Origin of the sequence: Morganella psychrotolerans (genome assembly GCF_001676155.1) — a bacterium.
GTDB lineage: Bacteria > Pseudomonadota > Gammaproteobacteria > Enterobacterales > Enterobacteriaceae > Morganella > Morganella psychrotolerans.
Genome location: NZ_LZEW01000031.1, coordinates 1 through 13556, shown reverse-complemented (window position 1 = coordinate 13556; position 13556 = coordinate 1). Strand labels below are relative to the sequence as shown.

The window sequence follows — 13556 nt, the reverse complement described above, 5'->3', positions numbered from 1 at the left end:
TCTCACAGGCAATACATGTTCCGCATAACAAGGATTATTATCATGGAAAAATCATTCATCCGACAGCAGCAACAAATCAGCTTTGTGAAATCGTATTTTTCACGTCTGCTGGAAAAACAACTGGGCCTGATTGAAGTTCAGGGACCTATTTTAAGCCGCGTGGGTGATGGTACTCAGGATAATTTATCCGGAAGTGAGAAAGCGGTTCAGGTGAAAGTTAAATCATTGCCGGGCTCAACCTTTGAAGTTGTACATTCACTGGCTAAATGGAAACGTAAAACGTTAGGGCGTTTTGATTTTCAGCCGGGACAGGGTTTGTACACCGATATGAAAGCGTTGCGTCCTGATGAGGATCGCTTAACCCCAATCCACTCTGTGTATGTTGATCAGTGGGACTGGGAAAAAGTGATGGCAGATGAGGAGCGCACGTTGCCTTATCTGAAGCAGACAGTGAGTAAAATATATCAGACAATAAAAGAAACAGAACTTGCAGTAAGTACGGAATTTGGTCTGACACCGTTCCTGCCGGACCAAATTCATTTTATTCACTCTGAAGAACTGCTTGCGCGTTATCCGGATCTTGATGCCAAAGGTCGTGAGCGCGCCATCGCGAAAGAGCTGGGTGCCGTATTCCTAATCGGCATCGGCGGTAAATTATCACACGGTGAATCACACGACGTCCGTGCACCTGATTACGATGACTGGACGACTGAAAACAGCGACGGTTATAAAGGGTTAAATGGGGATATCCTGGTGTGGAACCCGATATTACAGGATGCGTTTGAGTTATCTTCCATGGGGATCCGCGTGGACCCGGTCACACTTGCCCGTCAGCTGGATCTGACCGGTGAGCAGGTACGTATGGAGCTGGACTGGCATAAAGCGCTGGCAGCCGGTGAAATGCCGCAGACTGTCGGCGGTGGGATTGGTCAGTCACGTCTGGTGATGTTACTGCTGCAACGCAGCCATATCGGTCAGGTACAGTGCAGTGTCTGGGCACCGGAAGTGCGCGAAACTATCGCTGATATGCTGTAAATGTTCCCGGTGAGCTTTGCGGCTCACTGTCTGAACCGGCGCAGCAAACGAGTTTTTAACCCGGTATCAAAGCACCAGATATGATCAAATATTCGCATGATACCGGGCTTTCCGTAATGGGACAGGGCTACCGCATGGAAGCGGTGTTTCCCCTGTAACTGTGAACGTTTTACCTGTTTTACCACGTCATCCGGCAACCGCTGGGCAATAAAGTCAGACATCACAACCACATCCGCATCACGCCACTGTGGCATCTCCAGCCGTTTTGCTGTTTCTGCCAGACAGGACGCCAGATCAGTCCCGCCTTTAAAACTCTGCAACAGAAAACGGGTCATTTGTTCGATACCATCCCGCGCCAGAAAATCATAATGCACCTGTTCTGTGGAGAAGAGCATCACATGGCACTGACGGTTATCAGCCATCGCTATCTTCACCAGTGCCAGACAAAACGCTTTGGCACAGCGTTCATTGAAACCGCCCATAGATCCTGATGTATCGATACAGATAATGAATGGTCCGCGTGGCTGTTGTTCATCATGATGATGAACAACCGGGCGCATTACCTGGCGCTCCTGCCAGTGGTCGCCTTGCAGGCGATAGGTATATAACTGTTTTTCAGCCAGTTTCCGGTAAAACTCCAGTTCCAGCTCGCTTATGCCGAGAAACGCCAGTTCTGCCGGCAACAGGCGCAGTACATCATCACTCAGCCCGACACCGCTGACTTCTTCCGGTGTAAAATCGGGTACCTGTTCTGTCACTATGAATGGCTCAAGTATATGGCTCTCTTCCGGAACCGATTTTGCTGTTTGGCTGCGCCCCAGTAGCGACGCCAGTTTTTCCAGCTCCGGCTGGGATTTCAGAAATTCGCTGTAGCGCAGCAGAAGATCATCTGTTTGTTTAGGTTGCTTTAGCGATCCTTTCGCCAGATCCCATAACTTACCGGACGCGCGATCATTCTCACTGATGATGGGATCTAAATTGCCGCTCAGTGCCAGATGCTGCTGAAGTTCAGCCAGTAATTGTTCTTTTTCCTGCTCCAGTATTTTTTTTGTGGTATGTCGTGACCTGCAGGATAAGACTCAGCCGCCAGCGCTGATTAAATAGAATCTGATGCGAGGTGGTTTCCTGTTCATCGCGGTGCAGGCGGTGTGCTTCCGGTGAAAACGGGGAGTTATTTTCTGACAGGGCTGTGAGCACACCGGGTAACAAGCGGTAAAACTCTACGCGGTCAGCACTGATACTTTGTTGATAAAGGCGGAATTCTTCTGCCAGCGCGGCCGGAACGAGCGCTTCTTTTACCCGTTCCTCCAGCGATTTCCGCCATGCAGGAAGGTCGTGCAATACCGCCCGCTTCAGACGCGGATGTTTTTCAAAAAACCAGGCTAACTGCGGGGCGGCTAATAATGTCAGGAGGATCTCTTCAATAAGCTCCCCTTCATTGACTGCCAGTGCCAGGTCTAATGCCGAGAGACTTAACACTGGTTACCGCTTATCTGGTGTGTCAGTTGTTCCAGGCGTTCTGTAACCGGCAGAAAGCTCTCTTCAATCAGGGCTATCCATTCATGGCTGATAAACAGTGCCGGTTGATGCTGTGCGAATAACTGGCGCTGTTGTACCAGTGACTGACGGATGGGTGACAGAGTATCGAGCCAGGTTTGTCTCTGAATATCCGTCATCTGATGGTTTTCTCCGGCTGGAAACAGTGTGGAACTGCGCAGACTGACATCGCGCAGTATTAACTGTCCGTTATCATTAATCACGGCAGAAACGGACTGGGTAAATCCGATCCCGTTGAATTTCACCGCGATGTGCTCACCTTTTTCAAAAAAGGTATAAAAAGCACTGCGCTCAATAATCACATGCGTAACGGTAATGTCATGTAATGTGAGAGGTGTATGCAGAAAGAGTGTCAGTGCACCGGGCGGCTGGTTATCCGGTAACGCATAACTGGCTTTGCGCGCGAAGCGCCCTGAATTGCGGATGACACAGAATGCTTCCTGAAGCTGTTGTGTTTGTGTCGCCAGAAGCCATTCCTGATAGTGTTTTTCCAGTTTCAGCAGCAGGCTGCGCTGCTGGTAAGCCTGTTCGCTCATCAGTTGTGTCAGTAGTTGCGGAATAGATTTCAGTGAGGTCATATCATGCCAGAGGCAATCTTTCAGCAGGATCAGATCTAAGGGTGTGATACTGCTGTGCCCGTTAAAAAAGGCACTGGCCTGTAATAATCGCAGGGCTTTTTTCCAGCGGCGATCAGAAATATAGGGCGCGTTATCCAGCCGCTCAATATCCCGGCGTAACTGGTAAATAAGCTCGAATATCTGATCGGTCAGCACAATGTTGTCAATCTCAGTCTGCCACTGATGGTATTCCTCATCCGTAACCTGTAAATGAGCAGGTATTACCTCTTCGGGTACGCGCTGAGTATTGCTCAGCATGGCACGGAAATTTTGTTTTTCCTGCAACTTATCGAGCCACAGCCGGATAAGCATCCGGTCATAAAGGGCTTCCAGGCTGCTGTCATCGTCCGGCAGTTCATTCGACGCGGCCACCAGCAAGCGCATGGGAATAGTGTCTTCACTGTTACCATTGCGGTATTTCCGTTCATTAATCGCAGTCAGCAGTGTATTGAGGATCGCCGGGCCGGCTTTCCAGATCTCATCAAGAAAAACGATTTCCGCATCCGGCAGATAGCCTTGTGTGATGCGCTGATATTTCCCTTCATCTTTCAGTGCCTGAATAGAAAGGGGACCGAAAATCTCTTCCGGGGTAGAAAAGCGGGTCATCAGATATTCAAATGCGCGGGCATGACTGAATATTTGTTTCATCCGCCGCGCAATCATACTTTTGGCTATTCCCGGCGGACCGAGCAAAAAAACACTCTCACCGCTGAGTGTGGCTAATAAACAGAGCCGGATGGCGTGCTGGCGTTCATACAGGCCGGTTTCCAGATGGCGGCTTAACAGTGCAATGCGTTCTGAACGTTGCATGGCGATCCCCGTGAATTTACTGATGCAGTTCCTGTCTTTATAAACTAAAAAAGCTACCGTGTTTACTGTGTTAAATCACGTTTATTCTGTTTTTGAAGCAATTAATGATAAAAAAAACCGCCGGGAGTTCCGGCGGCGGTGGTCAGTTAAAACGAACATCAATTGCCTGATAAAAACTGTTGGCGGTATCTGCAATCTCCCACACCCCGTAAATAACCTGGTAGCCGGTGCGCGCCGGTAATTCACACTGATGAGAAAGGATTTCCGGCGGCTCGCTCTCTTTTCCGTCATGGACACAGAACGGCTCCGGTTCAAAGGAGTTACGGGTCAGAGGTGTGTGGCTGTCCCAATCCTGACGGGTAATGTAATACCGCCAGTTACGGGTTTTGTGGGACGCGGTAATGTGCCAGACAAATTCTGTTTTTCCGGCCTGAACCGGAACCTCATGCCAGTCATTACCCGGCATATCCAGTTGCAGGAAGCGGGAAATACCGCCACTGGCGAGATGACCGTCCGGCGGAAAATTACCGGCAGGAAAGCCGGAAAGCGCTTCAATGCTCTGAGGCTCCCACTGCGCGGAGCCACACATTTTTGCAGGGTTACTGCCCGTTTTGCAGTTTGCAGAACGGCTGGCCGGGCTGGTGATATACCCGTGAGCCAGAACAGATGTGGTGAACAGCATAGTGATAAGGGGGATGATTATGTGTTTTTTTTGCATGATAGATCTCCGGTTATGTGTCCCGGAGATAGTAACGATATAGGTGTGCTTACCGGAATTTCATATACCGGCAGGTCAGTTACGGAAAACAGAACATTAAACAGGGTCAGCAGTGTGTGATCGTTTGTGCGGTCTGTATTTTTGAAGTGAATCCATTCAGCTATAAGCCATTCAATCAGTTAGTTTTTTATTTAACATATTCATAAGCGAAACGTTTCGATCACCATCACAATTTTTGCTGTTGAACATTGTGTTTTCTTGTGTTTTTTCTACCATACATTAAAAGCGAAACGTTTCGCTCAGGAGGATTTTATGAAGAAAGGGGCTTTACTTAACAGTGATGTTTCCGCCGTTATTTCGCGTCTGGGTCATACGGATCATATCACTATCGCCGATGCAGGGCTGCCAATCCCGCCTGCCACACCACGTATTGATCTTGCGTTAACGCAGGGCGTACCTGATTTTATGTCTGTATTTAAAGTGGTAACACAGGAAATGCAGGTGGAAGCAGCGTTAATGGCTGAAGATATTCAGACCCGTAACAGTGAGTTGCATGATGCCATTGTGGCGCATCTGAAAGCACTCGAGTTACAGCAGGGCAATGTGATTCAGATTCAGTATGTGACTCATGCCTCTTTTAAATTACAGACACAGAACAGCCGTGCGGTGATCCGTACTGGTGAATGTACGCCGTTCGCCAATGTAATGTTGTTCTCCGGCGTCACGTTCTGAGGTGGCTATGGAACCGTTACTTGAACTGAAAGGCATTGATAAAGCATTCCCGGGTGTGAAAGCTTTATCGGGTGCCGCTTTACGGGTGTATCCCGGTAAAGTGATGGCGCTGGTCGGGGAAAACGGTGCCGGAAAATCCACCATGATGAAAGTGCTGACCGGGATCTATAAAAAAGACGCCGGTCAGGTTCTGTTTCTGGGACAAGAGTGCCAGTTTACGGGACCAAAATCGTCTCAGGAAGCCGGGATCGGGATTATCCATCAGGAACTGAACCTTATTCCTGAGCTGACGATCGCTGAAAATATTTTTCTGGGACGCGAGTTCACCCGGGCATTCGGCGCGATTGACTGGAAAAAAATGTATGCTGAAGCCGATAAATTGCTGGCTCGTCTGAATCTGCGCTACAGCAGCCACCGGCTGGTGGCCGATCTCTCTATCGGTGATCAGCAGATGGTTGAGATTGCCAAAGTGCTCAGTTTTGAGTCAAAAGTCATCATTATGGATGAACCGACGGACGCGCTGACTGACACTGAAACCGAATCCCTCTTCAGCGTTATCCGTGAACTGCGTGAGCAGGGCTGCGGCATTGTGTATATCTCCCACCGCCTGAAAGAAATTTTTGAAATTTGCGATGATGTGACGGTTTTCCGTGACGGGCAGTTTATCGGGGAAAAACCGGTTTCTGAACTGACAGAAGATACCCTGATTGAAATGATGGTCGGGCGCAAACTGGAAGAGCAGTATCCGCGCCTGAATTTACCTCGCGGCAAAGAGAAGCTGGTGGTGAAGAATCTGAGCGGGCACGATGTGCATGATGTCAGCTTCACATTGCATGAAAATGAGATCCTCGGTATTTCCGGGCTGATGGGCGCCGGGCGCACAGAACTGATGAAAATCATTTACGGTGCATTGCCGAAAACCGGCGGCACCGTGACTCTCGACGGCAAAACCTGTCAGATTTCATCGCCTAAAGCGGGGCTGGATAACGGCATCGTGTATATCTCTGAAGACCGCAAACGTGATGGTCTGGTGCTGGGGATGTCGGTGAAAGAAAATATGTCCCTGACCGCACTGCCGTATTTCAGCAGCAAAACCGGGCGGCTTAATCATAAAGAAGAGCATCTGACGGTTGGTGATTTTATTCAGTTGTTCAATATCAAAACTCCGGGGATGGATCAGACTATTGGCTTCTTATCCGGCGGAAATCAGCAGAAAGTGGCGATTGCCCGCGGATTAATGACCCGGCCGAAAGTCCTTATCCTCGATGAGCCGACGCGCGGTGTGGATGTCGGGGCAAAAAAAGAAATTTATCAGCTGATTAATAAATTTAAAGAAGAAGGACTGAGCATCATTCTTATCTCTTCGGAAATGCCGGAAGTGATGGGTATGAGTGATCGCATCCTTGTTATGCATGAGGGACGGATAAGCGGCGAGTTTGCGGCAGACCAGGTCTCTCAGGAAGCATTAATGGCCGCGGCAGTCGGCAAACAATATGGCGCAGGGCAGGAGTAAGATATGCGTACAGAGTCAACCCCGGCGTCTAAGCGCTGGTTTACCAAAGAATGGCTGCTTGAGCAGAAATCACTGATCGCATTATTTATCCTGATTTTTGTCGTCTCAATGATCAGCCCGACCTTTTTTACGCTCAATAATATGTTCAATATTCTTCAGCAGACATCTGTTAACGCCATCATGGCAGTGGGGATGACGCTGGTTATCCTGACGTCCGGGATTGACCTGTCTGTCGGCTCTCTTCTGGCACTGACGGGCGCAGTTGCTGCGTCCATGGTCGGCGCGGATGTGAATGCGATTGTGGCGGTATTTGGCGCACTGGCGCTGGGTGCGGCAATCGGTGGTGTAACCGGGATAATAGTCGCTAAGGGAAAAGTACAGGCGTTTATTGCCACTCTGGTGATGATGTTGTTACTTCGCGGTGTAACCCGTGTGTATACCGACGGCAGCCCGGTCAGTACCGGTTTCAGTGATAATGCCGATGTATTCAGCTGGCTGGGTATCGGTCGTCTGTTCGGCATCCCCGCACCGGTCTGGCTGATGATTGTCGTTTTCGCCGGTGCCTGGTATCTGCTGAACCATACCCGCCTCGGACGTCATATCTATGCGCTGGGCGGTAATGAATCCGCCACCCGGTTGTCCGGTATCAGTGTTGATAAGATCAAAATTATTGTTTACGCATTGTGTGGTTTGCTGGCGGCATTAGCCAGTGTGATTGAAGTGGCGCGTTTATCCTCTGCACAGCCAATGGCCGGGAATGGTTATGAGCTGGATGCGATTGCGGCAGTGGTTCTGGGTGGCACCAGTCTTGCCGGCGGGAAAGGACGCATCATGGGCACCCTTATCGGGGCGCTGATTTTAGGTTTTCTGAATAACGCGCTGAATCTGCTGGGGATTTCATCCAATTACCAGATGATTGTCAAAGCCGTTGTGATTTTGCTGGCTGTACTCGTTGATAATAAAAGCAGTAAATAATCTATTTACCCGACCCTACAGGAACTGACACATGAAACTGAAAAAGATTGCGACCCTTTTATTTGTTGTTGCGCTGAGTGCCACAATCAGTGCAAATGCGCTGGCAAAAGAGTCAATTGCGCTGGTTATCTCCACACTGAACAATCCGTTCTTTGTCACGATGAAAGACAGTGCACAGAAAGAAGCTGACAAACTGGGTTATGACCTGATCGTGCTGGATTCTATGGATAACCCGGCGAAAGAGCTGGCAAACGTACAGGATCTGACCGTCAAAGGCACCAAACTGATGCTTATCAACCCGACAGACTCTGATGCAGTCGGTAATGCGGTTCTGATGGCAAACAAAGCGAATATCCCGGTTATCACCTTAGACCGTGTTGCCAACAAAGGTGAAGTTGTCAGCCACGTAGCCTCTGATAACGTTCTTGGTGGCAAACTGGCCGGTGATTTTATTGCCCGTAAAGCCGGTAATGATGCAAAAGTTATTCAGTTGGAAGGGATAACCGGAACTTCTGCTTCGCGTGAGCGCGGCGAAGGTTTTAAACAAGCGGTTACAGAACACAAAATGAATGTCCTGGCGAGCCAGCCTGCTGATTTTGACCGCACCAAAGGTCTGAATGTTATGCAGAACCTGCTGACAGCGCACCCGGCTGTTCAGGCGGTATTTGCACAGAATGATGAAATGGCATTAGGTGCGCAGCGCGCATTACAGACAGCCGGTCGTGATGATGTGCTGGTGGTGGGTTTTGACGGCACAGCCGATGGTATTAAAGCTGTGAAAAGCGGCAAATTAAGTGCAACCGTTGCACAGCGCCCTGACCAGATTGGTATTATCGGTATTCAGACTGCGGACAAAATTCTCAAAGGTGAGAAAACAGATAAAACAATCCCGGTTGAATTAGAACTGATTGTAAAAGACTAACTGTATTTCCCCGGCACGCATCATGTGTGCCGGGGCGTATCGTACCGGCAGTATTGTAAGCCATAAGGAAATAAAGGTAATGACAACATCCCGTCTGACAGTTCTCGGCAGTATTAATGTCGATCACATTATGAATATTGCGCAATTTCCGGCACCCGGCGAAACGGTGATCGGTAAGCAATACCAGACAGCATTCGGCGGCAAGGGCGCAAACCAGGCGGTTGCCTGCGGGCGCAGTGGTGCTGATATTACCTTTATTGCCTGTGTGGGTGATGATGCCATCGGTGCGGAGATCCTCGCACAATTAAAGCATGACCGCGTTCATACTGCGGCAATCAATGTGATACCGGAAACCACCACTGGTGTTGCGATGATTTTTGTTAACGGCGAAGGCGAAAACGTGATTGGGATCAGTGCCGGAGCTAATGCCGCACTGACGCCGGCACGGTTCTCTCCGTATCAGATGATTGTGGCACAGTCAGATGCATTGCTGATGCAGCTGGAGTCCCCGCTGGAGACAGTAATCGCGGCGGCTGAAATCGCGAAAAAAAAATCAGACAAAAGTTATCTTAAACCCTGCACCGGCGCGTGAATTACCTGACAGCCTGCTGAGCCTGATTGATGTCATTACACCGAATGAAACCGAAGCAGAAAAACTGACCGGGATTTCCGTCAGTGATGAAACCGGTGCGGCGAAAGCGGCACAGGCGCTGCATGACAAAGGTATTGAGCAGGTGCTTATCACACTGGGAAGCCGGGGTGTCTGGCTGAGTATTAACGGGGAAGGGCGCTGCATCCCTGGCTTTAAAGTTAATGCAGTCGATACGATTGCGGCAGGTGATACATTTAATGGTGCTTATGTGACCGCGCTGCTGGAAGGTAAACCGGCGGATGATGCTGTGCGTTTTGCTCATGCTGCTGCTGCAATCTCAGTCACACGGCGCGGTGCACAGCCTTCTGTGCCATGGCGTAAAGAAATTGATGCTTTTTTAGCAGCGCGTGGTTAAGACTGTGGCGACAATGAAAGATGTGGCGCGGCTGGCGGGTGTTTCGACCTCAACAGTTTCCCACGTTATTAATAACAATCGTTTTGTTAGTGATGGTGTGCGCAAGAAAGTTGATGATGCCATCACTGAACTGAATTATGCACCGTCTGCGCTGGCGCGTAGTTTAAAAATGAACCGCACTCAAACTATCGGGATGCTGGTCACCACCAGTAATAACCCGTTTTATGCCGAAGTTGTCCGTGGCGTTGAGCGCAGCTGTTATGAGCGGGGTTACAGCCTGATCCTCTGTAATACGGAAGGGGATCACCAGCGGATGAACAGCAGCCTGGAAACGCTGCTACAAAAGCGGGTGGATGGTTTACTGCTAATGTGTACGGAAACCCGGGGACCGTCGCCGGATGTCTTCAGCCGCTATCCGCGCATCCCTATGGTGATGATGGATTGGTCACCATTTGAATACGGCGGCGATATTATTCAGGATAATTCATTTCTCGGCGGTGAAATTGCCACAAATCATTTAATTGAAAACGGATTTACCCGTATCGCCTGTATTGCCGGTCCGCTGGATAAATCACCCGCAAAATCCCGCCTGGAGGGTTTTTACTGTGCAATGTCACAGGCCGGACTGAATGTGCCCGCAGAGTATGTGCTGGAAAGTGATTTTGAGTTCAGCGGCGGTTTTACCGCCATGAATAAGCTGTTATCACTGCCGGTATTGCCGCAGGCGGTTTTTGCCGGAAATGATGCAATGGCGGTCGGGGCATATCAGGCGATATATCAGAAAGGGCTGCGTGTCCCACAGGATATCGCGGTGATTGGCTATGATGATATCGATCTGGCGGCTTATCTTACGCCGCCGCTGACAACAGTTCATCAGCCGAAAGATGAGCTGGGTAAACTGGCTGTGGATAAATTACTGCGCCGTATGGATGATGCAGACGCGCCATCTGACCTGCTGGTACTGACCCCGGTGCTGGTGGACCGGGGCTCGGTGATTGCCCGCTGATTTTACCGGTGTGTTGCCGGGGTATCCGTGGGCCGGGTTTTCTTTTTAATCAGATTCCGTCCGTCAGTCCGGCTGAGGAACAAGAATACAAACGCGGACAAAATCGTCATCACACCGACCGTCACAAAGGTTGCATGGAAATTATCCACAACCGACCCTTCATCCTGCGATTCAAAATAGCGCAATACCGATGCGCTCACCGCAATCCCGAAGCTGATAGAAAGCTGCTGTGTTACCGCCAGCACACTGTTCCCCGAGCTGGCATTGTGATCCGTAAGGTCTGCCAGTGTAATGGTGTTCATTGCGGTAAACTGGGTAGACATCGCCATCCCTAAAACAAACAGTGGCAGAACCAGCAGATAAATCGACATGCCCGGCGACTGGAACCAGAAAGAAGAAATAATTGACCCGATCACCAATGTGATAGCAAATAATGTAAGGCGATAACCATAGCGGCGTAATATTTGTGTGACAGCGGATTTGGCGACAATAGCCCCGATAGCGGTCGGTGCCATCATCATTCCGGCGACAACGGCCGGATAGCCGAATCCAACCTGTAACATCAGTGGCATCAGGAACGGAATACATCCGGTGCCGAGCCGTGTGGCGACATTGCCGGCGATCCCGACACTGAATGTCCGCGTGCGGAACAGACTTAACGGAATAATCGGTGCGGTAATACGTCGTGCATGAAGCGCATAAAAGACCAGTAACAGAAAACCACCGCCCATGACGAGGAATGGCATGGCGGGGATCTGTCCGTTATCTCCGAACAAATCCAGACTGACAGAAAGCGAAACCAACCCGGCTCCGAGCAGCGCAAACCCTAATGTATCAAACCGGCGCTTAGGCATAGTGAAATCGGGCATGTGGCGGATGGCGTAGATAATCCCTAAAATCCCGATAGGGATATTAATGATAAAAATCCAGTGCCAGGTCGCATAGGTGACTAAGATCCCGCCTAACATCGGTCCAAGCACAGGACCGACTAACCCGGGTATCGTAACAAAGTTAAGAATCGGCAGTAATTCACTGCGCGGATAGGCACGTAATAACGCCAGTCGGGCAACCGGCATCATCATCGCCCCGCCAATCCCCTGAATAACCCGGGATGTCACTAAAAATGGCAGATTAGGGGAAAAGGCACATAATAAAGACCCCAGGGAAAACAGAATAACAGCAATAATAAATACACGCCGTGTGCCGAAGCGGTCTGCCAGCCAGCCGCTGACCGGGATCAGCAATGCCACTGTCAGTGTATAACTGATGACAGCCGACTGCATCGCCAGTGGTGAATGGTTCAGACTTCTGGCGATATCCGGCAAAGCCGTATTCAGAATGGTGGCATCAAGCGCCTGCATAAAGAACGCCATTGCGGCAATCCACGGCAGACCCGCCATATTCCGGGCTGTTTTAAACATATTTTCCCTTAATGCATTATCTCTGTAATTATTTCTGTCATTACTACACTACTATATAGCTATTAATGAACAGTCATGAACGTGACTATTACACATTCATACCTTGCTCAACAACAACTGACAAGCATGGCGGGCCCGCTCACCATTACCATCAAGAATGGCATCCACTATCTCTTTATGGAGATCAACCTCTATTACCTGGTTTGTCGTGATGGATTCAAAAAAGTTGTGATACACAAAATCGAATAAATTGGCGAAAGAGGCAAAGAACGGATTTCCGCATGCCTGATAAATCAAATGGTGAAAGCGGTGATCAACAGCAATCCATTTTTCGCGCTCAAAATCATCTGACAACAATGTCATCTCCTTTAAAAGAAAAGAAAGAGACTGTTTTTGTTCTTTGGCGGCATTAACAGCCGCCAGTGCACAGGCTTGTGGCTCAATGGCGATACGCAGCTCGCGGAAATACGTCAGTACCCGGCGTTGGTCACCACTGCTCAGCCACCATTTAATAAAATCGTGATCAAGAAAATTCCAGCTGATGGTTGGCATAACCCGGGTTCCGATGCGTGGGCGGGGTAACACCATCCCTTTCGCCGCCAGCATCTTGACGGCTTCACGGACAGCGGTCCGGCTGACTTCAAATTGAGCCGCCAGCTCAATCTCACCCGGCAATATAGATTCAGGCGGATAGTGACCGGATAAAATCTGTTTTCCCAGTTTTTCGGCCAGAAGATAGGACAGATTCTTTTGTGAGGCGTTGAGTTGTTCTGAAAACTGCATTCGGATTCCTTGACGTGATGCATTAACAAAGCAGGAGAATGACTAATAAGGGCTATTATGACGCATATTGATGACAAAACTGGTGAATAAAAGTCCAAATATACAGGTTTTGTCTAAAAAAAAACGCGAACACACATTTTTTTTTAAATAAACACTTGCCAGATCTGAACGAGTGTCTATAATGCGCCCCACTGACACGGAACAACACGCTGACAAGCGCGCCGACAGTGAGAAGAACAGCACGAAGTTGAAAAACAAATGCTTGACTTCAGAGGTGAAAAGCGTAATATACGCAGCCTCGCAACAACGCAGAAGACCGGCAACGGCAGCGTGTGTTTGCAACGCTCTTTAACAATTTATCAGACAATCTGTGTGGGCACTCACAGGACATATCGCAAAATATTATTTTTGAGAAGTCTTGAAGAGTGACCAAAACAGCAGCTTCGAAAGAAGCAGCAGT

The 13556-nt window shown here is 49.4% G+C and carries 10 protein-coding genes and 2 pseudogenes; 7 read left to right on the top strand and 5 right to left on the bottom strand.

The annotated features are described in order from the left end of the window. The first annotated feature begins 42 nt into the window (after positions 1-42). A complete protein-coding gene (gene asnA, locus AYY16_RS16150; RefSeq protein ID WP_067368971.1) occupies positions 43-1035 on the top strand; it encodes an aspartate--ammonia ligase in 993 nt (330 codons plus the stop codon). A gap of 23 nt (positions 1036-1058) precedes the next feature. Here the strand turns inward: asnA and viaA are convergent. The 3 genes and pseudogenes from viaA to AYY16_RS16135 all read right to left on the bottom strand — a co-directional run bounded on the left by viaA (position 1059) and on the right by AYY16_RS16135 (position 4737). Further along, positions 1059-2514: pseudogene (gene viaA, locus AYY16_RS16145) on the bottom strand (ATPase RavA stimulator ViaA). Next, on the bottom strand, positions 2508-4019 hold the full coding sequence (ravA, locus tag AYY16_RS16140) for an ATPase RavA (RefSeq protein ID WP_067368963.1): 1512 nt from the start codon (positions 4017-4019) through the stop codon (positions 2508-2510). The pseudogene viaA and the gene ravA overlap by 7 nt, the downstream one beginning before the upstream one ends. Positions 4020-4161: 142 nt before the next feature. Next, positions 4162-4737 carry a lytic polysaccharide monooxygenase gene (locus tag AYY16_RS16135; protein WP_067368960.1) on the bottom strand — a complete coding sequence of 192 codons (576 nt, stop codon included), beginning with the start codon at positions 4735-4737 and terminating at the stop codon, positions 4162-4164. 312 nt (positions 4738-5049) lie between these two features. Here AYY16_RS16135 and rbsD point away from each other — a divergent pair, with 312 nt between their 5' ends. From rbsD to rbsR, 6 genes and pseudogenes are all read left to right on the top strand, one after another. Next, the gene (gene rbsD / locus AYY16_RS16130) at positions 5050-5469 is read left to right on the top strand and encodes a D-ribose pyranase (RefSeq protein ID WP_067368957.1); all 420 of its coding nucleotides are present in this window, start codon (positions 5050-5052) and stop codon (positions 5467-5469) included. Between the two features lie 7 nt (positions 5470-5476). Beyond that, positions 5477-6982, top strand: a complete 1506-nt coding sequence (rbsA, locus tag AYY16_RS16125) for a ribose ABC transporter ATP-binding protein RbsA (RefSeq protein ID WP_067368955.1) — start codon at positions 5477-5479, stop codon at positions 6980-6982. Between the two features lie 3 nt (positions 6983-6985). Beyond that, the gene (gene rbsC, locus AYY16_RS16120) at positions 6986-7957 is read left to right on the top strand and encodes a ribose ABC transporter permease (RefSeq protein ID WP_067368953.1); all 972 of its coding nucleotides are present in this window, start codon (positions 6986-6988) and stop codon (positions 7955-7957) included. Between the two features lie 31 nt (positions 7958-7988). Beyond that, positions 7989-8879, top strand: coding sequence for a ribose ABC transporter substrate-binding protein RbsB (rbsB, locus tag AYY16_RS16115; RefSeq protein ID WP_067368951.1), 891 nt, complete (start codon positions 7989-7991; stop codon positions 8877-8879). Between the two features lie 79 nt (positions 8880-8958). Then, positions 8959-9886, top strand: a pseudogene (gene rbsK, locus AYY16_RS16110) (ribokinase). Positions 9887-9890: 4 nt separating this feature from the next. Further along, complete coding sequence (rbsR, locus tag AYY16_RS16105) at positions 9891-10892, top strand: ribose operon transcriptional repressor RbsR (RefSeq protein ID WP_396673447.1); 1002 nt, start codon at positions 9891-9893, stop codon at positions 10890-10892. Positions 10893-10894: 2 nt separating this feature from the next. On the opposite strand, the gene mdtD is transcribed toward rbsR, so the two are convergent. Together mdtD and AYY16_RS16095 are read right to left on the bottom strand one after the other, a co-directional pair. Then, the gene (gene mdtD, locus AYY16_RS16100; protein WP_067368947.1) at positions 10895-12313 is read right to left on the bottom strand and encodes a multidrug transporter subunit MdtD; all 1419 of its coding nucleotides are present in this window, start codon (positions 12311-12313) and stop codon (positions 10895-10897) included. Positions 12314-12409: 96 nt separating this feature from the next. After that, a complete protein-coding gene (locus tag AYY16_RS16095; protein ID WP_067368945.1) occupies positions 12410-13096 on the bottom strand; it encodes a FadR/GntR family transcriptional regulator in 687 nt (228 codons plus the stop codon). Positions 13097-13556: the final 460 nt, after the last annotated feature.